This is a genomic window from Dyadobacter luteus, from assembly GCF_003383615.1.
GTDB classification, from domain to species: domain Bacteria; phylum Bacteroidota; class Bacteroidia; order Cytophagales; family Spirosomataceae; genus Dyadobacter; species Dyadobacter luteus.
On the sequence record NZ_QNUL01000006.1, the window covers coordinates 245,699 to 265,972 of the forward strand.

Genomic DNA, 20,274 nt, shown 5'->3' on the forward strand with positions numbered 1-20,274 from the left:
ATGAGTGTACTGAAACGTCCGATTATAACCGAAAAGGTAACGGCTCAGGGTGGTCAAGGAAAATATGCCTTTGAAGTATCCCTTACTTCAAATAAAGTAGAGATCAAAAAGGCTATTGAAAAACTGTTTGGGGTTACCGTAGAAAGCGTTCACACAATGCGCAGCATTGGTAAAAGCAAGTCCCGCACATCGGGAGGTAAATTTGTAAGTGGAAAAACTTCAACTATCAAGAAGGCTATCGTAACGGTAGCTGAAGGTGAGGTCATCGATATCTACGGTGAAGCATAAGAATAGTTGAACGACTTAAATCTTTGACGAGTTAATAGCAATGGCAGTTAAAAAATTAAAACCAACAAGTGCTGGTCAACGTTTTCGCTCAGCTCCTACATTTGAGGAGATCACTACAGCGAAACCGGAAAAGAGTCTCTTAGAGCCCGTCAAAAGAACCGGCGGTCGTAATAGCTCTGGACGTCGTACCATGCGTCATATAGGTGGTGGTCACAAACGCAAGTATCGCGTGATCGATTTCAAAAGAAATCGTTTTGATGCACCAGCCACAGTTCTTACAATTGAATACGATCCAAACCGCTCTGCACGTATCGCTCTGGTACAATATGCAGATGACGAAAAAAGATACGTAATCGCACCGAACGGACTGAAAGTGGGACAAACAATTGTTTCAGGTAATTCAGTAGCTCCTGAAGTAGGTAACGCACTTCCTTTGGGTTCTATGCCAATCGGTACAATTGTTCATAACATTGAACTTACTCCTGGTAAAGGTGGACAGTTCGCACGTAGTGCAGGAGCTTATGCTCAGCTAGTAGCGCGTGAAGGTAAGTACGCAGTATTGAAAATGCCATCCGGCGAAATGCGTATGATTCTTTCAACATGTATCGCAACGGTTGGAACAGTTTCTAATTCAAGTCACATGAATGTGAGTCTTGGAAAGGCAGGTCGCAGACGTTGGTTAGGTCGTCGTCCACGCGTTCGTGGGGTTGCGATGAACCCAGTCGATCACCCAATGGGTGGTGGTGAAGGCCGCTCGTCCGGTGGACAGCCTCGGTCAAGAAACGGACAGTTCTCTAAAGGACTTAAGACTCGTGATCGCAACAAGCATTCTGAGAAATTGATTATCAGCCGTCGTAAAAAATAATAGAATAACATGGCACGCTCATTAAAAAAAGGACCATACATAGACTTCCGTCTTGAGAACAAGGTTACGGTGATGAATAGCGCAGCTCGTAAGTCTGTAATCAAAACCTGGTCTCGTCGCTCAATGATTTCGCCTGATTTTATCGGGCATACATTTGCGGTTCACAACGGAAACAAATTCATTCCGGTTTACGTGACAGAGAACATGGTAGGACACAAACTGGGAGAGTTTTCGCCAACGCGTAACTTCCGTGGTCACACTGCAAAAAAAGATAAAGGTAGAAAATAAAATAGTCGACGATAGCTGGTTTTGCCACAAGTAAAACGAGCCTATTTCTGAAAGAACATGGAAGCAAGAGCTATATTAAGAAATGTGCCAACTTCTCCTCGTAAGATGAGATTGGTGGCCGACATGATTCGCGGACAGAAGGTCAGCAAAGCGTTGGCGCTTTTAAAGTTTCAACCACAAGCTGCTTCTTCTGTTTTGCACAAAGTATTACTTTCTGCAGTAGCTAACTGGCAACAGCAGAACGAAGATGCAAAGCTGGAAGACGCTGATCTTATTGTTAAAACCGTATTTATTGACGGTGGACGTATGTTGAAGCGTTTGCGCCCTGCACCGCAAGGAAGAGCACACAGAATCCGTAAGCGTTCGAACCACATCACAATCGTGATCGACGACGCAGCGGTTTCTAACGCAAGCGCGGAAAAACAAACAGTAATCACCGAATCATAAGTAAAACGATCTATATCGAATGGGACAAAAGGTTAATCCTATAGGTCTGAGACTAGGAATTGTTAGAGGATGGGAGTCAAGTTGGTATGGTGGAAAGGACTTTTCTGACAAACTTGTTGAAGACGAAAAAATTCGTAACTACATCAAAGCACGTATCCCAAAAGGATCTATCTCGAAAGTAGTTATTGAGCGCACATTGAAGCGTATCACTCTTACAATCCACACTGCCCGTCCGGGTATTGTAATTGGAAAAGGTGGTAGTGAAGTTGATAAAATCAAAGAAGAGCTTAAGAAGATTACAGGTAAAGATGTTCAGATTAACATCTACGAAATCAAAAGACCTGAAATCGATGCGAAATTGGTAGGCGAAGCAATCGCTCAACAACTTCAGGCTCGTATCTCTTACCGTCGTGCAATGAAGCAATCTATCGCTTCAGCTATGCGTGTAGGAACACAAGGTATCAAGATTCGTCTGGCTGGCCGTTTGGGTGGTGCTGAGATGGCTCGTACTGAAGAGTACAAAGAGGGACGTATTCCTTTGCATACACTTCGTGCTGACATCGACTACGCAATCTCAGAAGCGCAGACAATCTACGGAAAGATCGGTATTAAAGTATGGATCTTCAAAGGTGAGCTTTATGGCAAGCGTGATTTGACTCCAAGTGCGGCAACTGCAGCATCTGACAGAGCAGACAGAAGCGCTGGTGGTAACGACCGTGGTGGCAATGACCGTGGCGGACGTGACAGAAGAGGTTCTCGTGACGGCGCTCCTCGTGGAGAAGGCGGCGGTGGCGATGCAGATCGTCGCAAGAGAAACAACAATAACAATAATAAAAAGAAGAAGTAATCCGACATTTTCCGGTTTTTTTAAATCGGTTCAAATAGATTAGAATCATGTTACAGCCGAAAAGAACAAAATTTCGCAAGCAACAAAAAAACAAAGGTTCGGAAAAAGGACTTGCCACTCGTGGTGCTGAAATCGCCTTCGGATCTTTCGCTATCAAGTCGCTTGAACCAGGCTGGCTAACAGCTCGTCAGATTGAAGCAGCTCGTATCTCGGTTACACGTGCAATGAAACGTGAAGGCCAGGTTTGGATCCGTGTGTTTCCAGACAAGCCTATTACCAAAAAGCCTGCTGAGGTTCGTATGGGTAAAGGAAAAGGAGCTCCTGAATATTGGGTAGCACCTGTTAAGCCAGGAACAATTATATTCGAAGCAACTGGTGTTGCACTGGATACAGCAAACGAAGCATTGCGTTTGGCTGCACAAAAGTTGCCAATCAAAACTAAGTTCGTGGTACGTCGGGATTATCAGGAATAGGACCAACCCCGAACGTATCTAAGAACGTTAATTAACAAAAGCAATGACTAGTAAAGAAGTAAAAGATCTGTCGAAAGATCAGCTTAACGAGCAGATAGCTCAGGAGAGAGAGCGCTTACTACGATTGAAATTTGCTCATGCAATTTCTCCTATCGAGAATCCTTTGCGTATTCGCGCCTCACGTAAAGAAGTAGCCAGACTATTAACCGAGCTGTCGGTTAAGAAAAACCAACAGTAAATCAGTTAAGAAATTATGGAGGCAACAGAAAGAAACTTACGTAAAGAGAGAGTAGGTAAGGTGGTAAGCAACAAGATGGAGAAGTCTTGCGTGATCACAGTAGAGCGTAAAGTTAAGCACGAGAAATATGGTAAGTTTATGACTAAAACTACCAAATTGATGGTGCATGACGAAACAAATCAGGCTGGTATCGGTGATACTATCCGTGTAATGGAAACTCGCCCGCTGAGCAAAAACAAGCGTTGGAGAGTAGTAGAAATCCTTGAAAAAGCTAAGTAACAAATGGTACAGCAAGAATCAAGACTGTCGGTAGCAGACAACAGTGGAGCGAAGGAAGTACTCGTAATTCGTGTACTTGGTGGAACTGGCAAACGCTATGCTTCAGTAGGCGATAAGATCGTCGTAACAGTAAAATCTGCTCTTTCTTCGAGCAATATGAAAAAAGGAACGGTTTCTAAAGCCGTTGTGGTACGCACCAAAAAGGAAGTACGACGCAAAGATGGTACATATATTCGTTTTGAAGATAATGCAGCTGTGTTATTAAACAACAACGATGAGCCACGCGGTACCCGTATCTTCGGACCGGTAGCACGGGAATTGCGCGAGAAGCAATTCATGAAGATCGTATCACTGGCACCTGAAGTGTTGTAAGAAATCAGATTATAAGTATTTCTTTAAAACGATAAGAGAATACCTCAAATGGAAAGTAAAACTAAACAAGCACCTGCAAAATTGCACATTCGCAAAGGGGATACTGTAAAGGTTATCGCTGGTAACGCAAAAGGTGAGACAGGCGTGATAAAAAATGTACTCGTTGAAAAACAACGTGCTACTGTTGAAGGTGTAAACATGATTACAAAACATGTGAAGCCAAACGCTCAAAACCCTCAGGGGAGTATTGAGAAACGGGAAGGAGCTATTCACATCAGTAACCTGATGGTAGTAGATCCGAAAACGGGAGAGCCAACCCGTACCGGGCGTAAAGCAAATGACAAAGGTAAATTACAACGTTTCTCAAAGAAGAGCGGTAACCTTTTGTAAGGTCTCCGCTCTTTAAGAGAGCATTCTAATAATAAATAAGGTGGGTCGGCAATCCACAGTAACTATTTACAAACAATGGCACAGCCTAGATTAAAAGAAAAGTACGCAAAAGAGATCGTTTCGCAATTGAACGCGAAATACGAGTACAAATCAGTGATGCAGGTTCCACGTCTGCTTAAAATCGTAATCAACAAAGGTATCGGAGCGGCAGTTGCTGACAAGAAACTGGTTGATGTAGGTGTTGAGGAGCTGGGTCTGATTACAGGACAGAAAGCAGTTGCAACCATTTCTAAGAAAGCGGTTTCTAACTTCAAATTACGTGAGAACATGCCGATCGGCGCAAAGGTTACGCTTCGCGGTGATCGTATGTACGAATTTTTGGATCGTCTTACCGCAATAGCAATGCCACGTGTTCGTGACTTCCGCGGAATCAGTGACAAAGGTTTTGATGGACGTGGAAATTACACTTTCGGTGTGAAAGAACAAATCATCTTCCCTGAGATCAGCATTGAAAAGGTGAGCAAAATCACAGGTATGGATATTACGTTTGTTACTTCAACTAACTCTGACGAAGAAAGTTATGAGCTATTGAAAGCACTCGGAATGCCTTTCACAAACGCGAACAAACAAGGATAATTCTTAAGAGATAAGATATTTACCGACAATGGCAAAAGAATCAGTAAAAGCACGGGAAAGAAAGAAACAAGCATTGGTAGCTCGTTACGCTGAGAAGCGTAAAGCATTAAAAGCAGCTGAGGATTGGGTTGGTCTTGATAAATTACCACGTAACTCATCACCTGTACGTTTGCACAACCGTTGCAAAATCACAGGAAGACCAAGAGGATATATGCGTAAATTTGGAATTTCGAGAGTATTGTTCCGGGATATGGCCTCAGATGGTAAAATTCCAGGCGTTACTAAATCAAGTTGGTAAGAATACTTTCAATTCTGATTTCAATTACTTAACTTTGCACTCCCGTTTGAAGGGGGTGTACAAAACCAGGCATAAAAATGTTAACGGATCCAATAGCAGATTATCTAACCAGACTCAGAAACGCGATTAAAGCGAAACACAGAGTCGTAGAGATACCTGCATCCAACATAAAAAAAGAAATAACTAAAGTACTTTTCGATAAAGGGTACATTCAGAGTTATAAATTTGACGAAATCGGGCCTCAGGGAACAATCAAGATAGCCTTGAAATACAATCCTGTGACAAAGCAATCTGCAATTGTGAAATTGGAGAGAGTAAGTAAGCCTGGACTGCGTAAATATTCAGGTTCATCAACACTACCTCGCGTATTGGGTGGATTGGGTACTGTAATTATCTCAACTTCTAAGGGAGTTATGACAGATAAGGAAGCCAAAGCACTGAATGTAGGTGGAGAAGTGTTATGTTTCGTGTATTAATATTTTAAAGTTATTCAGGAAATGTCACGTATAGGAAATAAAATTATTGTTTTACCAGCTGGTGTCTCTGTATCTGTTGCAGATGATAACCTGGTTTCGGTAAAAGGCCCGAAAGGAACACTTTCTCAGGCTGTCGATAGCGACATCACGGTTGAAGTGGAAGGAAACGAATTGAAAGTTACACGCCCGACTGAGCAGAAGCGTCACAAAGCATTACATGGTTTGTACCGTTCTCTGATCAACAATATGGTGATCGGTGTGGATGCCGGATATAAGAAGGAGTTAGAGATTATTGGGGTAGGTTACAAGGCAACTGCTGCTAACAATGTGTTGGAGTTGCAATTGGGTTACTCACATAATATCTTCATGGCGATCCCAGGTGAGATTAAAGTGACTACGACTTCAGAAAAAGGACAGAATCCTAAAGTGATTCTGGAAGGAATTGATAAAGAATTGATCGGTTCTGTAGCTGCAAAGATTAAGTCGTTGCGTAAGGTCGAGCCTTACAAAGGCAAGGGTATCCGCTTTGTTGGTGAGATCGTTCGTCGTAAAGCTGGTAAGTCTGCTTCTAAAAAGTAGTGCGTAGCCACAGAATAATGTTAAACTGTTAGAATAAGATTGAAAATGGCTAACGCAAAAGTAGATAGAAGACAACGACTTAAATATCACATTCGTAAGAAAGTGAAGGGTAGTGCAGAACGTCCTAGATTATCAGTGTTTCGTTCGAATACCAGCATTTATGCTCAGATTATAGATGACTTGAAAGGTGTAACGCTTGTAAGTGCATCGTCCGTAGACTTGGGTGGAAGAAAAGAGAACTCTAATATAGAGATTGCTACACAAGTTGGTAAAAAAATCGCTGAAAAAGCACAGGAAGCAGGTATTCAGGCGGTTGTGTTTGACCGTAACGGGTATTTGTACCACGGTAAAGTTAAAGCATTGGCCGAAGGAGCTCGTGAGGGTGGCCTGAAATTCTAAGAATAACAAAGACTATGTCTACAAATACAAGACCTTCAAAGGTTAACGAATCGGACCTGAAAGAGCGCGTTGTAGCGATCAACAGGGTAGCAAAAGTAGTAAAAGGTGGTCGTCGCTTTAGTTTTTCGGCTATCGTTGTGGTAGGAGATGGTAATGGAGTAGTAGGTCATGGACTTGGGAAAGCCAATGAAGTAACAGATGCTATTGCAAAAGGTATCGACGACGCGAAAAAGAACCTTATTCAGGTTCCTATGCTGAAACATACTGTTCCTCACGAAATGGAAGGTAAATTCAGCGGTGGATTCGTATTGATCAAGCCTGCAGCTCCTGGTACAGGAGTACTTGCTGGTGGTCCAATGCGTGCTGTTTTGGAAAGTGCAGGTATCAAGGACGTTTTGGCGAAGTCTAAAGGGTCTTCAAACCCTCACAACGTAATCAAAGCTACTATCGATGCGCTTCTTAAAATGAGAGCTCCTCACCAGGTTGCTTTCCAGCGTGGAGTTAAACTGGATAAAGTATTTAACGGATAATCCTTCGGGATTATCCCTATCTGAAAGTAATCATGTCAAAAGTACGTATTACACAAGTTAAGAGTGCAATCGACCGCCCTGAGAAACAAAAGCTAACGATTAAAGCGTTAGGTTTGGGTAAACTGAACAGAACGGTTGAGAAGGAGAACAGCGACGCTATTGCAGGTATGATCCGCAAAGTGAGCCATTTGGTTAAAGTTGAAGAAATTTAATATATACTACTAGTATGAATCTTAGTTCATTAAAACCGGCTGCTGGTTCCATTAAAGTTGGAAAGCGAGTTGGACGTGGTCAGGGATCCGGTAAAGGTGGAACTGCAGCACGTGGACACAAAGGAGCTCAGTCTCGCTCAGGGTATAGCCGTAAGTTAGGTTTTGAAGGTGGACAGATGCCACTTCAAAGACGTTTGCCTAAATTCGGTTTCAATAACATCAACCGTGTTGAGTACAAAGCTTTGAATCTGGATGCGATCCAGGCTCTTGCTGAGAAAACAAGCGCGACTGTTATTACTCTGGATCTGATCCGCGAAAATGGTCTTTGTGCGAAAAAGGATCTTGTAAAAATCCTTAACCGTGGCGAAATTACAAGCGCTGTGGAAGTACAGGCTAATGGATTCTCTGCATCCGCTATCGAGTCTATCGAAAAGGCTGGTGGTAAAGCAGTAAAATTATAACTTTGTTGTTAGGTATAGCTGAAAATTTATTATCGGATAGCTATTGTAAGCCCATAAAATGAAACGATTTTTTGAGACGATAAAGCATATATTTTCAATTGAGGAGTTGAGAACACGTATTCTCAACACTCTTTTGTTTATAACAATATTCCGTTTAGGGTCTTATGTAGCTTTGCCTGGCGTTGAACCTGATCAGATGAATGTATCAACACAAGGTCTTCTTGGGTTGCTGGATACATTTTTAGGAGGAGCTTTTAGTAAGGCCTCCATTTTTGCGTTAGGTATCATGCCTTATATCTCGGCATCTATTGCTATACAGCTGCTGACTATGGCTCTGCCATATTTTCAGAAGATGCAGAAGGAAGGTGAGTCAGGACGTAAGAAGTTAAATCAGATTACCAGGGTTCTGACAATTATTGTTACGCTGGTACAAGGAACAGCTTACCTTAATACTACTGTGCCTGATGAGGCGCTGCTGGTTTCGAGAAGTATGTTTTCAATATCATCAGTGTTCGTTCTGACTGCAGGTACAATGTTCTGTATGTGGTTGGGTGAGCGTATCACTGACAAAGGTATCGGAAATGGTATTTCAATGCTGATCATGATTGGTATTGTATCTCGTTTTCCGGGCGCTATCTACAAGGAGTTTGTAAACAGAGGTAGTGGTGGTATCTTATTATTTGTTGTTGAGATTGTAGCGCTCTATTTTGTTATCATGGGAGCTGTGATGTTGACGCAGGCGGTAAGAAGAATACCGATTCAGTATGCAAAACAGGTTGTTGGTAACAAGGTTATGGGCGGACAACGTCAGTACCTTCCATTGAAACTGAATGCAGCTGGTGTAATGCCGATTATCTTTGCACAAGCGCTTATGTTTATTCCTTCTTTGGGAGCATCTTATTTTGCAGAGAAGAGTGATTTCGCAAGTGATGTAGCAACGATATTTGCAAACTACACTACCTGGCAGTACAATTTGTTATTTGCGTTTTTAATTATTGTTTTCACATTCTTCTACACAGCTATTTCAGTAAATCCGCAGCAAATCGCAGATGATATGAAAAGAGGTGGAGGATTCATACCGGGTGTGAAACCAGGACAGCAGACTTCCGAATACATCAGTTCTATTCTGGATCGTATTACTTTCCCGGGTGCATTGATGCTGGCAGTAGTTGCAACCTTACCGGCATTCGCAAGTTTGCTGGGTATATCAACAGACTTTGCTCACTTCTTCGGAGGAACATCGTTATTGATTATGGTTGGTGTTGTTTTGGATACATTACAGCAGGTGGAAAGCTACTTGTTGATGCGCAGATACGAAGGACTGATGAAGTCCGGACGTGTTAAGGGCAGAACAGAAAGTGTTGCCATCTGATAGTAGAGAATGATATATCTGAAGACGGAAGAGGAGATAATCCTTATAAAAAATAGTGCCCAGGTTTTGGGTAAGGCGCACGCGGAAGTAGCTCAATGGGTGAAACCGGGTGTTGCAACCAAAAAACTGGATGCAGTGGCGGAAGAATTTATAAGAGACAATGGAGGAATTCCTTCCTTCAAAGGCTTTAACAATTTTCCCGCCTCTCTGTGTATATCAGTAAATGAAGTTGTAGTACATGGTTTTCCAAGTAACTACATCCTGAAAGACGGAGATATCGTATCCATTGATTGCGGAGTTAAGTTAGAGGGTTTCCATAGTGACAGCGCTTATACTTACCCAATCGGAGAGGTATCGAAGGAAGTAATGGATTTACTGGTTGCTACAAAACGTTCTTTATACAAAGGGATTGAACACGCAGTGGACGGTCTGAGAATGGGGGATCTGAGTTTTGCGATTCAGAACTACGTTGAAGACAGAGGTTATACTGTTGTGAGGGAACTTGTGGGACATGGAGTAGGCAGAAATCTGCATGAGAGTCCTGAGGTACCAAATTATGGTAAGAAAGGTAAAGGCATTCGTTTGAAAGAAGGGATGGTTTTAGCAATTGAACCGATGATAAACCTCGGAACGAAGTCAGTAGTACAGGAGCGTGATGGTTGGACTATCCGCACTACCGACAGGAAGTATTCGGCACACTTTGAACATACAATTGTGGTTCGTAAAGGAACAGCTGAAATCCTGACAACTTTCGATTATATAGAAAAAGTGACTGCCAATACCAGCTTAATGGTTGAGGCGTAGTAATAAAAGCTAATAATGGCAAAACAAGCATCAATCGAACAAGACGGTGTAATCCTGGAAGCACTCTCAAACGCAATGTTTCGTGTAGTATTGGAAAATAAACACGAAGTAATTGCGCACATTTCCGGGAAAATGAGAATGCACTACATTAAGATATTACCGGGTGACCGTGTTAAGTTGGAAATGTCTCCTTACGACTTATCAAAAGCAAGAATTACGTACCGGTATAAATAGTAGGAGAAGACCACCTAAATATTAACAAATAAGTAACATTCGAGATGAAAGTCAAAGCATCAGTAAAGAAACGCAGTGAGGACTGCAAAGTTATACGCCGCAAGGGGAAGATCTATGTAATTAACAAGAAGAACCCACGGTATAAACAAAGACAAGGTTAATCATATGGCACGTATTTCAGGAGTTGATATTCCAGACCGTAAAAGAGGCGAGATCTCACTAACTTACATCTTCGGAATTGGACGCAGTTCAGCAAAAAAGATTCTGGACAAAGCAGGAGTTGACATCAATAAGAAGGTGATCGACTGGAATGATGAAGAATCAGGAGCAGTTCGTGCGGTTATCGCAGGTGAATATAAAGTAGAAGGCGCATTGAAGTCAGAAGTTCAATTGAGCATCAAACGCCTTATGGACATTGCTTGTTATCGTGGTCTTCGTCATCGTAAAGGATTGCCATTGCGTGGACAGAGAACTAAGAATAACTCTCGTACTCGTAAGGGTAAACGCAAAACAATCGCGAACAAGAAAAAGGCTACTAAATAACTAATGGGAATGGGTTTAATCCCGTAACTATTTCATGAGCAATGGCACAAAATAAAAGAAAAGATAAAGCAAAGAAGAGAGTTGTAGTTGTAGAAGCGGTAGGTCAGGTACATATCAAGGCTTCTTTCAACAACATCATTATCTCTATCACAAATAGCAACGGACAAGTTATTTCTTGGGGATCGGCCGGTAAAATGGGCTTCCGTGGATCTAAGAAAAACACTCCGTATGCAGCGCAGACCGCAGCACAAAGTGCAGCACAGGTCGCTTTCGATCTGGGAATGCGTAAAGCAGAAGTATTTGTTAAAGGACCGGGATCAGGACGTGAGTCTGCTATCCGTACGATCCAGAATGCAGGAATCGAGGTAACAACGATTCGTGATATTACTCCGCTTCCGCACAACGGATGCCGCCCTCCAAAGCGTCGTAGAGTATAGTTTGAATGCCCATTCGTAATTTGGACACTGGGGTTACTGAATGGTTTATCTAATTTTAATTATTAAATAGTTTTTAATGGCACGTTACACAGGTCCCAAAACCAAGATTGCAAGACGTTACGGAGAGCCCATCATGGGTCCAAGCAAAGCGCTTGCTAAGAAAAATTACCCTCCGGGAGTTCACGGAAAGGGTCGCCGCTCTAAGAAATCGGAGTATGCTTTACAATTGATGGAAAAGCAGAAGGTGAAATTTATCTACGGTATTCTTGAAAGACAATTCCGTAACTTATTCGAGAAAGCATCTATCAAAGAAGGTATCACTGGTGAAAACCTTCTTAAATATTGCGAGGCTCGTTTAGATAATACAGTATACCGCTTAGGTATTGCTCCTACAAGACGTGCTGCACGTCAGTTGGTATCTCACAAGCATATCCTTGTTGATGGTGAAGTAGTCAACATTCCTTCATTGTCTCTACGTCCTGGTCAGGTTGTATCGGTTAGAGAGAAATCTAAGTCTCTTGAAGCGGTTACAGATAGCTTGGCTGGTCACAGCGCAAAAGGATTCAACTGGCTTGAATGGGATGGTCAGCAACTGGCAGGTAAGTTTGTAACTTTCCCAGACCGCGATTTGATTCCAGAAAACATCAACGAGCAGCTTATCGTTGAATTGTATTCTAAATAATACATAATAACAATACTTTATTACAGGCACGTCGCGGTTCATACCGGGGCGTGCTTATTGCCGGAAACGGCGTTTTGCGATCGCAAAGGTAACGGTAGCGTGATCAACTATCATTTACTACTATAAAAGGAGCAACGACTATGTCAATATTAGCTTTCCAAATGCCTGATAAGGTCGTCATGGAAAAAGCAGACGACTTCCATGGGTTGTTTGAGTTTAAGCCTCTAGAGAAAGGATACGGCGTAACAATTGGTAATGCGTTACGTAGAATACTCCTTTCATCTTTGGAAGGTTATGCCATCACGAGTGTGAAAGTGCCAGGTGTACTTCACGAATTTTCTTCTATCGAAGGTATAGTTGAGGATGTAACAGAAATCATCCTGAACCTGAAAACGGTTCGTTTTAAAAAGGTTACGGATTTGAATGAAAGCAGAATCGTTGTGAATCTTAAAAATGTATCGGTAGTTACTGCCGGTGATATTGGTAAGTTCACAAGTGCGTTCGAAGTGCTTAACCCAGATCAGGTAATTTGTCATATTGATGACAACAAAGAGTTCGAAATGGAACTTTTGTTGGATAAAGGAAGAGGATATGTTCCTGCTGACGAACCAAGAGCTAATGAATTGCCTTTCGGTTATATAGCAGTGGATTCTATCTATACCCCGATCAAAAACGTTAAATACAGCGTTGAGAACACAAGGGTAGAGCAGCGTACGGATTATGAGCGTTTGTTGATCGATATTCAGACTGACGGGTCTATTCACCCTGAAGATGCTTTGAAAGGAGCAGCTAATATTTTGATTCAACACTTCATGTTGTTCTCTGATCAGACAATGACGTTTGAAAAGCAGAAAGCGGAAGAAGACAACCAGGTTGACGAAGAAATGTTGAGAATGAGAAAACTTCTTAAAACTTCATTGTCTGAACTTGATTTGTCAGTTCGTGCTTATAACTGTCTTAAATCAGCAGATGTTAAATCACTTGGAGATTTAGTAAGACTTGAAATTTCGGATATGATGAAATTCCGTAATTTTGGTAAAAAGTCACTTACTGAGTTGGAGCAGCTTGTTGCTGATAAACAACTCACATTTGGAATGGATGTGGCCAAATATCGTTTGGACGAAGAATAATTTAAGTATTCCATCATAAGTATGTATTCTGTAGCGCGTTTGACGCAGCTCGAAGCAACTAAACAAAACAAAAATGAGACACGGTAAAAAAGATAATCACTTAGGAAGAACGGCATCTCACCGTAAGGCTATGTTGTCAAATATGGCTTCTTCTTTGATTATTCACAAGAGAATCGAAACTACTTTGCCTAAGGCGAAAGAACTTAGAAAGTATGTTGAGCCTTTGCTGACTCGTGCGAAGGAAGATTCTACGCATAACAGACGTATCGTTTTTTCTTATCTTAATGATAAAGAATCTACGAAAGAACTTTTCGGAACAGTTGCCGATAAGATCGCAGATCGTCCGGGCGGATATACCCGCATCATCAAACTTGGAAACAGACTTGGAGATGCCGCTGAAGTAGCATTGGTTGAGCTTGTTGACTTTAATGATGCACTTCTTCTTGCTAATGCTGATAAACCAGCTAAAACACGTCGTAGCCGTCGTGGAGGTAAGAAAGCAGATGATTCACAAGCTGCTGCTGCTCCTGCTAAGGCGGAAGCTGTCGTTGCAGAAGGTGATGATCTTAAAAAAATTGAAGGTATCGGCCCTAAAATTGCAGATCTTTTGATCGCTGGCGGAATCACTTCATTTGCTGAACTAGCTGCTGCTACACCTGAAGCTATCAAGGAAATCCTTGATGCAGCCGGAAGCCAGTATAACGTTCATAACCCGACTACATGGCCACAACAAGCTCAATTGGCTGCTGATGGCAAATGGGATGAGTTAAAGACATTGCAGGATGAACTTCTTGGCGGACGCGAAAGTGCTGAGTAAGATGTTCCCAATGCATTGATTATATTAAAAGGGGTTAAACGTTTTTCGTTTGACCCCTTTTTTTGAGCAATATTCATTATTTTTGCAGCGCCTTAGCGGGAAGCTGCCGGAAAGTTCAGTTTAACCGGCATTCTTTGGATCGAATTGAACGATATATAATAGTAAAAAACGATTTAATCATATATGAATCAGAAAAAGGAAGCTCTGTTATTGCTGGAAGATGGAACAGCTTACAGAGGATTAGCTTTGGGGATAGACGGAACTACCGGAGGAGAGATTTGTTTCAATACTGGTATGACTGGTTATCAGGAGATTTATACAGATCCTTCATACTATGGGCAGATTATCGTCAATACAACTTCACATATCGGTAACTACGGTGTGCAGTTGGAAGATGAGGAAGAGTCGGCTTCTGTAAAGATCAGAGGGATGGTGTGTAACACTTTCTCTAATATCTATTCAAGAAGTACAGCGGATTTTTCTCTGCAGGAGTATTTTGAGAGAGCGAATATCGTTGGTATCAGCAATGTGGATACACGCCACCTTGTACGCCATGTGAGAGAGAAAGGTGTAATGAATGCGATTATCTCTTCTCAGATTCTTGATGAAGTGGAGTTAATGAAAGAGCTGAAAAAGATTCCTTCTATGGACGGTCTTGAATTGTCATCAGAAGTGACGACGCAAGAGCCTTACTTCGTAGGTGATGAAGCAACCAGCCAGTGGAAAGTGGCCGTGATGGACTACGGTATCAAGAAGAGTATCCTTACAAACCTTACATCCAGAGGTTGCTATTGCAAGGTATTTCCCGCGAAAACAACTTTCGAAGAAGTGATGAATTGGCAGCCTGATGGCTTCTTTATTTCAAACGGTCCTGGTGATCCTGCTTCTATGACATATGCAGTTGACAACGTAAATAAGATGGTTTTGACAGGTAAGCCTCTTTTCGGAATTTGCCTTGGACATCAGCTTTTGGCACTTTCCAGTGGCATTAATACGTATAAAATGCACCACGGACATCGCGGTTTGAATCACCCTGTGAAAAACCTAATTTCAGGATTGTGTGAAATTACATCGCAAAATCATGGCTTTGCCGTGAAACAGGAGGAAATTGAAAAACATCCTGATGTAGAGGTGACGCATGTTAACCTGAACGATAAAACGATAGAAGGGATCAGACGTAAGGACTATCCTGCATTCTCGGTGCAATATCACCCGGAAGCATCCCCTGGTCCTCACGATTCGAGATATTTATTCGATCAGTTCGCTTCTATGCTTTCTGATAATTAAGATTTAAAAAACCTCCGGTAAGGAGGTTTTTTTATAGAGGTATGTAGGCATATTAAATGCACTTTTGTGCGTTCTATGCAAATAGGAAGAGGCTTGTCTCACTTACGTGCCCGATAAGTTTACAATGGATTACAAGGCACTTTAAATTTGTGTTAAAATGAATTGTCGCTTATGGATGCCAATTTTTTTGTGTTATTTTGTACCGTTAACATAATACATTATTAATCAAAACCCAAGCTGCAAATGAGTACGATTCAGTCAGTACATGCAAGACAAATTCTTGATTCAAGAGGAAACCCAACAGTTGAAGTAGATATTCGTACAGAGAATGGTTATTTAGGCCGCGCTGCTGTTCCTTCAGGAGCATCTACCGGTAAACATGAGGCCGTTGAACTTCGCGATGAAGATAAAGGTGTGTATGTTGGAAAAGGGGTTTTGAAAGCCGTTGAAAACGTAAATGATATTATTTTCCCTGAATTGATAGGATGTTCAGTATTTGAGCAGAATCTGATCGACAAGATCATGCTTGAATTGGATGGTACTCCTAACAAGAGCAAATTGGGAGCGAATGCGATTCTTGGTGTTTCTCTGGCTGCTGCTAAAGCTGCTGCGCAGGAAGCTAATTTGCCATTGTATCGTTATATCGGTGGAGTGAATGCAAATACATTGCCTGTTCCGATGATGAACATTCTGAATGGTGGTAGCCATGCAGATAACTCGATCGACTTCCAGGAGTTTATGATCTTGCCTGCAAAAGCAGACACTTTCTCTGAGTCTTTGAGAATGGGTGTGGAGGTTTTCCATACACTTAAAACTGTATTGAAGAGCAAAGGTTATTCAACCAATGTAGGTGACGAAGGTGGTTTTGCTCCAAACATTAAATCTAACGAAGAAGCTATCGAGGTTGTATTGACAGCGATCGAGAAAGCAGGTTACAAGCCGGGTGAAGATATCTTCATCGCTATGGATGCTGCTGTTTCTGAGTTCTACGAAAACGGACTATATCACTTCAAAAAATCAGACGGACGTAAATTGTCATCTGATGAAATGGCTGACTACTGGACTCAGTGGGTTGCTAAATATCCAATCATTTCTATTGAAGATGGTATGGACGAAGATGACTGGTCAGGTTGGAAAACACTTACGGAGTCTATCGGTAAGAAATGCCAGCTTGTGGGTGATGACTTGTTCGTAACAAATGTTACACGTCTGCAGCAAGGAATTGAGTCGCAGATCGCTAACGCGGTATTGGTTAAGGTAAACCAGATCGGATCTTTGACAGAAACAATCGATACTGTTAACCTTGCTAAGAGAAACAGCTACAAAACGATTATGTCTCACCGTTCAGGAGAAACTGAAGACTCAACGATCGCTGATTTGGCGGTTGCATTGAACACAGGCCAGATCAAAACTGGTTCTGCTTCTCGTTCTGACCGTATGGCTAAATACAATCAATTACTTCGTATCGAAGAAGAATTGGGCGAAAGCGCATACTTCCCGGGATTGAAATTCTAATAAAACAAAAAACCGGAACCTGAGTTCCGGTTTTTTTCCTTTGAATATGTCAGATCTGAAAAACCACTGGTTACTGAAGCCATTTCGTAATTTCTATACTGCCACATTGTTTGCGTGGCTGGTATGGGTTGTAGGTCTTGATAACAATAATATCAGGGTTGTTTTTTCTAATCGAATGAAAATGAACGCTCTTGAAAAGGAAAAGAGCGCATTGAATGAAAAGATAAAGCTGGTAAATAAAGAACGCGAAGAAGTATTGGGTAATCCCCGAATGCTTGAAAAATGGGCAAGGGAAACCTACCTGATGAGGCGCCCCAAAGAGCAGGTCTACGTAATCGTAGACGAAAACAATAAGCCGTAAGCGTGAAGATTGATTCTTTCGGGAGTCAGGTAGTTCACATCAATATGGATGGCTATTACTATCATTTACCTTGATTAGAGTACTTTTTGTTTGTTTAGGCAATATATGCCGTTCTCCTGTTGCCGAAGGAGTTTTTCAAAATCTGGTTACAAAGAATGGACTGGAAAATGTCATTTCTTGTGATTCGGCAGGCACTGCAGCTTATCATGTCGGGAGTCTGCCCGACAAACGAATGAGAAAGACTGCACTTGAAAGAGGAATTACACTGACACATACTGCACGTCAGCTCTCAGATGATGATTTTGCCGGCTTTGATTATATCATGGCCATGGATGAATCTAATTTTTCAAATATTCGCGAACAGAGTTTCCGGGCTAACGGATATTATTTGCCGGATGACAAAGTATATCTCTACCGGCTTTTTGATCCTGAACGAAAGGATTCGGTAATTGTTCCCGATCCCTATTATGATGGAGATTCTGCATTTACTGATGTGTACAACATTGTAAAGAGAAGCGGAGAGAAATTTCTGGAATATCTGATTGAAAAGCACGATTTGACTTTACAATCGGGGGACTAACCCGCAGTAGTGTTTGTTACTATATAAGAATCTGAATACTTAAACTTTATATATTTTGAGCAAGAAAGTAATTCTTATCATCATGGACGGTTGGGGAATCGCCAAATTCGGCGAAGAGAACCGTTCTGCTATTATCGCTGCAAAAACACCTTTTTACGATAGTATTTTACAAAAATACCCGCATAGCAAACTTGCTGCGAGCGGTTTGGCTGTTGGTTTACCCGATGGACAAATGGGTAACTCCGAAGTAGGGCATACCAATCTGGGTGCAGGTCGCGTAGTTTATCAGGATCTGGTTAAGATCAATCTGGCTGTTGCAGAAGGAACACTGGGACAGGAAAAAGCATTGGTAGATGCACTGGATTACGCAAAGGTGAATAATAAAAAAGTACACTTTATCGGTCTGGTTTCTGATGGAGGTGTACACTCACATATAGATCACCTGAAAGGGTTATGTAAAATCGCTGCTGACAAAGGTCTTGATCAGGTTTATGTGCATGCCTTTACGGATGGTCGTGACTGTGACCCTAAGAGCGGCCTGGGCTTCCTGACAGAGCTTACTGAAACCATGGCTTTGACAACCGGAAAGCTGGCAAGTGTAACGGGCCGTTATTATGCAATGGATAGAGACAAGCGTTGGGAGCGCGTGAAGCTGGCCTATGACGCAATGGTACATGGTGAAGGGAAACATGTTTTGCCAAGCCAGGTATTAAATGCGGTAGAAGCTTCGTACCAGGAAGGTATTACAGATGAGTTTATCACGCCGATTGTTTCAGTAGATGAAAATGGTGAGCCTATAGCAGTGATTCAGGATGGGGATGTGGTGCTGTGTTTCAACTTCCGTACAGACCGCGGACGCGAAATCACGGAAGTGCTTACTCAGCAGGATTTCCATGAGCAGAATATGCATAAGCTGAACCTGCGTTACATCACAATGACAAACTATGATGATACCTACAAGGGAGTTGATGTGATATTTGATAAGGATAATCTGAACAATACCTTAGGTGAAGTGCTGGAAGCAGCTGGTAAGAAACAGATCCGTATTGCAGAAACTGAAAAATATCCTCACGTTACATTCTTCTTCTCCGGAGGAAGGGAGCAGCCGTTCATAGGTGAAAGCAGATTACTTTGCCCGTCTCCAAAAGTGGCTACTTATGATCTTCAGCCTGAAATGTCTGCATTTGGTATTCGGGATTCAATCGTTCCTGAATTGGAAAAAGAAGAGGTGGATTTCGTTTGCCTCAACTTTGCAAATCCGGATATGGTTGGTCATACGGGTGTGTTTGAAGCAGCGGTGAAAGCTTGTGAAACAGTGGATCAATGTGTGGAGACAGTAGTAACTACGGGATTGAAGCACGGATATTCTTCTATTATCATTGCTGACCATGGTAACTCAGATTATATGTCAAACGATGATGGATCGCCCAATACCGCGCATTCACTGAACCTGGTTCCTTGCGTTTTGGTAGATAACAATTATCAGACACCAATTCACGACGGAAAGCTGGCAGATATCGCACCTACTATTTTAGCATTGATGGGTATTGCCAAGCCGGAAGAAATGACTGGTAACAGCATTTTATAGGCAAACCTGCCCGATTATATTAATTTTGTCAGAGAGCTTTTAAAAGGCTCTCTGATTTTTTATATGCCTTTTGAGGCTGTGATTTAGGATACCTATGAACTATAATAAACTGTTTGTAATAAAGTGTCTGGTGATACTGTTTTCAGTCTTCCTGGCATCTTGTGATGGTGACCGCGTAGAAGAGGCAGGAGAAAAGGTATTTTACGATCTCAAAGGCTTTACTGAAGCTCAGATAACTTTACTGGATAGTCTGAAACCACAGGTTTATAAGACGGTATCCATGGGCACTGAGCAAAACGTTGTGCGGAGCGAGGACGTGAATTGGGAAAAAGAGCTGGGGCTCTTTGTTCAGGCTGATATCAATAAGCCGGCTTTTAAGCAAAGTTACAGCATAGCTCGGCCGGATTCTTCCACCTTTGTATACACTTCAAAGGAGGGGGACAGGTTACCGGTGCGTGAATTGAAGATCGTGATCGATACTGTAGGGAATCTCAGTTCGGCAGAAGCATATGTTAAGTCTGAGAATAAACTTTATGTTTCGGAAAAGCATATAACACTCAGTGTTAAAAACAATAGAATACAGCAATACCGAATCGTTGGTTTTCAGCAACTAATTATGATGGATAAAAAGCCATTTTCCATAAACGCTACTATTTCAAACTGATTCTTTTTGTATTATTCGACGCTGTTCGCTTATACCATAAGTTGGGTAAAGATTACCCAAAATTTAAGGACAAGATTCTCTGGCTGTTAAGAGGTTTTGATTTAAGCTTGAAATACCAAAAAAGCCTCTGGCATTATGCCGGAGGCTTTTTTGGTATTATTTACATATCAGTTTGATACTGT

33 protein-coding genes are annotated in these 20,274 nt (G+C 41.9%); all 33 read left to right on the top strand.

Annotation, left to right across the window (positions count from 1 at the left end; genetic code table 11):
* Positions 1-288: a 50S ribosomal protein L23 gene (rplW, locus tag DSL64_RS10820; protein ID WP_115830807.1), complete on the top strand. Its 288-nt coding sequence runs from the start codon at positions 1-3 to the stop codon at positions 286-288.
* A 40-nt stretch (positions 289-328) separates the two neighbouring features.
* Positions 329-1,153 carry a 50S ribosomal protein L2 gene (gene rplB / locus DSL64_RS10825; protein ID WP_115830809.1) on the top strand — a complete coding sequence of 275 codons (825 nt, stop codon included), beginning with the start codon at positions 329-331 and terminating at the stop codon, positions 1,151-1,153.
* Positions 1,154-1,162: 9 nt separating this feature from the next.
* Complete coding sequence (gene rpsS / locus DSL64_RS10830) at positions 1,163-1,441, top strand: 30S ribosomal protein S19 (protein ID WP_115830811.1); 279 nt, start codon at positions 1,163-1,165, stop codon at positions 1,439-1,441.
* 57 nt (positions 1,442-1,498) lie between these two features.
* Positions 1,499-1,888 carry a 50S ribosomal protein L22 gene (rplV, locus tag DSL64_RS10835; protein WP_115830813.1) on the top strand — a complete coding sequence of 130 codons (390 nt, stop codon included), beginning with the start codon at positions 1,499-1,501 and terminating at the stop codon, positions 1,886-1,888.
* Positions 1,889-1,907: 19 nt separating this feature from the next.
* Positions 1,908-2,735 (top strand): 30S ribosomal protein S3, encoded by an 828-nt coding sequence (rpsC, locus tag DSL64_RS10840; RefSeq protein ID WP_115830815.1) that lies wholly within the window; start codon positions 1,908-1,910, stop codon positions 2,733-2,735.
* A gap of 47 nt (positions 2,736-2,782) precedes the next feature.
* Positions 2,783-3,208 carry a 50S ribosomal protein L16 gene (gene rplP, locus DSL64_RS10845; protein ID WP_115830817.1) on the top strand — a complete coding sequence of 142 codons (426 nt, stop codon included), beginning with the start codon at positions 2,783-2,785 and terminating at the stop codon, positions 3,206-3,208.
* 43 nt (positions 3,209-3,251) lie between these two features.
* Positions 3,252-3,446, top strand: a complete 195-nt coding sequence (gene rpmC / locus DSL64_RS10850; protein ID WP_115830819.1) for a 50S ribosomal protein L29 — start codon at positions 3,252-3,254, stop codon at positions 3,444-3,446.
* 15 nt (positions 3,447-3,461) lie between these two features.
* Positions 3,462-3,725, top strand: coding sequence for a 30S ribosomal protein S17 (gene rpsQ, locus DSL64_RS10855; RefSeq protein ID WP_115830821.1), 264 nt, complete (start codon positions 3,462-3,464; stop codon positions 3,723-3,725).
* A 3-nt stretch (positions 3,726-3,728) separates the two neighbouring features.
* Positions 3,729-4,097 (top strand): 50S ribosomal protein L14, encoded by a 369-nt coding sequence (rplN, locus tag DSL64_RS10860; RefSeq protein WP_026631237.1) that lies wholly within the window; start codon positions 3,729-3,731, stop codon positions 4,095-4,097.
* 48 nt (positions 4,098-4,145) lie between these two features.
* On the top strand, positions 4,146-4,487 hold the full coding sequence (gene rplX, locus DSL64_RS10865) for a 50S ribosomal protein L24 (protein ID WP_115830823.1): 342 nt from the start codon (positions 4,146-4,148) through the stop codon (positions 4,485-4,487).
* 75 nt (positions 4,488-4,562) lie between these two features.
* Positions 4,563-5,123, top strand: coding sequence for a 50S ribosomal protein L5 (rplE, locus tag DSL64_RS10870; RefSeq protein WP_115830825.1), 561 nt, complete (start codon positions 4,563-4,565; stop codon positions 5,121-5,123).
* 28 nt (positions 5,124-5,151) lie between these two features.
* Entirely contained in the window at positions 5,152-5,421 is a 270-nt protein-coding gene (gene rpsN, locus DSL64_RS10875) for a 30S ribosomal protein S14 (RefSeq protein ID WP_115830826.1), read from the top strand.
* 77 nt (positions 5,422-5,498) lie between these two features.
* Complete coding sequence (gene rpsH, locus DSL64_RS10880; protein WP_115830828.1) at positions 5,499-5,897, top strand: 30S ribosomal protein S8; 399 nt, start codon at positions 5,499-5,501, stop codon at positions 5,895-5,897.
* A gap of 21 nt (positions 5,898-5,918) precedes the next feature.
* Positions 5,919-6,476: a 50S ribosomal protein L6 gene (rplF, locus tag DSL64_RS10885; RefSeq protein ID WP_115830830.1), complete on the top strand. Its 558-nt coding sequence runs from the start codon at positions 5,919-5,921 to the stop codon at positions 6,474-6,476.
* A 45-nt stretch (positions 6,477-6,521) separates the two neighbouring features.
* On the top strand, positions 6,522-6,875 hold the full coding sequence (gene rplR, locus DSL64_RS10890; protein WP_115830832.1) for a 50S ribosomal protein L18: 354 nt from the start codon (positions 6,522-6,524) through the stop codon (positions 6,873-6,875).
* A 14-nt stretch (positions 6,876-6,889) separates the two neighbouring features.
* Positions 6,890-7,405: a 30S ribosomal protein S5 gene (gene rpsE, locus DSL64_RS10895; RefSeq protein ID WP_115830834.1), complete on the top strand. Its 516-nt coding sequence runs from the start codon at positions 6,890-6,892 to the stop codon at positions 7,403-7,405.
* 32 nt (positions 7,406-7,437) lie between these two features.
* Positions 7,438-7,617: a 50S ribosomal protein L30 gene (rpmD, locus tag DSL64_RS10900; protein ID WP_115830835.1), complete on the top strand. Its 180-nt coding sequence runs from the start codon at positions 7,438-7,440 to the stop codon at positions 7,615-7,617.
* A 14-nt stretch (positions 7,618-7,631) separates the two neighbouring features.
* Positions 7,632-8,078: a 50S ribosomal protein L15 gene (gene rplO / locus DSL64_RS10905; protein WP_115830837.1), complete on the top strand. Its 447-nt coding sequence runs from the start codon at positions 7,632-7,634 to the stop codon at positions 8,076-8,078.
* Between the two features lie 58 nt (positions 8,079-8,136).
* The gene (gene secY / locus DSL64_RS10910) at positions 8,137-9,450 is read left to right on the top strand and encodes a preprotein translocase subunit SecY (RefSeq protein WP_115830839.1); all 1,314 of its coding nucleotides are present in this window, start codon (positions 8,137-8,139) and stop codon (positions 9,448-9,450) included.
* Positions 9,451-9,459: 9 nt separating this feature from the next.
* A complete protein-coding gene (gene map, locus DSL64_RS10915) occupies positions 9,460-10,254 on the top strand; it encodes a type I methionyl aminopeptidase (RefSeq protein ID WP_115830841.1) in 795 nt (264 codons plus the stop codon).
* A 15-nt stretch (positions 10,255-10,269) separates the two neighbouring features.
* Positions 10,270-10,488, top strand: a complete 219-nt coding sequence (gene infA / locus DSL64_RS10920) for a translation initiation factor IF-1 (protein WP_015813810.1) — start codon at positions 10,270-10,272, stop codon at positions 10,486-10,488.
* A 44-nt stretch (positions 10,489-10,532) separates the two neighbouring features.
* Positions 10,533-10,649: a type B 50S ribosomal protein L36 gene (gene ykgO / locus DSL64_RS10925; RefSeq protein ID WP_115830842.1), complete on the top strand. Its 117-nt coding sequence runs from the start codon at positions 10,533-10,535 to the stop codon at positions 10,647-10,649.
* 4 nt (positions 10,650-10,653) lie between these two features.
* On the top strand, positions 10,654-11,031 hold the full coding sequence (gene rpsM, locus DSL64_RS10930; RefSeq protein WP_115830844.1) for a 30S ribosomal protein S13: 378 nt from the start codon (positions 10,654-10,656) through the stop codon (positions 11,029-11,031).
* A 41-nt stretch (positions 11,032-11,072) separates the two neighbouring features.
* Positions 11,073-11,468 carry a 30S ribosomal protein S11 gene (gene rpsK, locus DSL64_RS10935; protein WP_115830846.1) on the top strand — a complete coding sequence of 132 codons (396 nt, stop codon included), beginning with the start codon at positions 11,073-11,075 and terminating at the stop codon, positions 11,466-11,468.
* Positions 11,469-11,544: 76 nt separating this feature from the next.
* Complete coding sequence (rpsD, locus tag DSL64_RS10940; protein WP_115830848.1) at positions 11,545-12,150, top strand: 30S ribosomal protein S4; 606 nt, start codon at positions 11,545-11,547, stop codon at positions 12,148-12,150.
* A 140-nt stretch (positions 12,151-12,290) separates the two neighbouring features.
* Positions 12,291-13,280, top strand: coding sequence for a DNA-directed RNA polymerase subunit alpha (locus DSL64_RS10945; protein WP_115830849.1), 990 nt, complete (start codon positions 12,291-12,293; stop codon positions 13,278-13,280).
* 73 nt (positions 13,281-13,353) lie between these two features.
* Positions 13,354-14,097, top strand: coding sequence for a 50S ribosomal protein L17 (gene rplQ / locus DSL64_RS10950; protein WP_115830850.1), 744 nt, complete (start codon positions 13,354-13,356; stop codon positions 14,095-14,097).
* 183 nt (positions 14,098-14,280) lie between these two features.
* On the top strand, positions 14,281-15,384 hold the full coding sequence (gene carA, locus DSL64_RS10955) for a glutamine-hydrolyzing carbamoyl-phosphate synthase small subunit (RefSeq protein ID WP_115830851.1): 1,104 nt from the start codon (positions 14,281-14,283) through the stop codon (positions 15,382-15,384).
* A 243-nt stretch (positions 15,385-15,627) separates the two neighbouring features.
* Positions 15,628-16,899 (top strand): phosphopyruvate hydratase, encoded by a 1,272-nt coding sequence (gene eno / locus DSL64_RS10960; protein ID WP_115830853.1) that lies wholly within the window; start codon positions 15,628-15,630, stop codon positions 16,897-16,899.
* A gap of 46 nt (positions 16,900-16,945) precedes the next feature.
* On the top strand, positions 16,946-17,260 hold the full coding sequence (locus DSL64_RS10965; protein WP_115830855.1) for an FtsB family cell division protein: 315 nt from the start codon (positions 16,946-16,948) through the stop codon (positions 17,258-17,260).
* Positions 17,261-17,330: 70 nt separating this feature from the next.
* On the top strand, positions 17,331-17,840 hold the full coding sequence (locus DSL64_RS10970; protein WP_115830857.1) for a low molecular weight protein-tyrosine-phosphatase: 510 nt from the start codon (positions 17,331-17,333) through the stop codon (positions 17,838-17,840).
* 55 nt (positions 17,841-17,895) lie between these two features.
* Positions 17,896-19,428, top strand: a complete 1,533-nt coding sequence (gpmI, locus tag DSL64_RS10975; protein WP_115830859.1) for a 2,3-bisphosphoglycerate-independent phosphoglycerate mutase — start codon at positions 17,896-17,898, stop codon at positions 19,426-19,428.
* A 94-nt stretch (positions 19,429-19,522) separates the two neighbouring features.
* On the top strand, positions 19,523-20,092 hold the full coding sequence (locus DSL64_RS10980; protein WP_115830861.1) for a hypothetical protein: 570 nt from the start codon (positions 19,523-19,525) through the stop codon (positions 20,090-20,092).
* Positions 20,093-20,274: the final 182 nt, after the last annotated feature.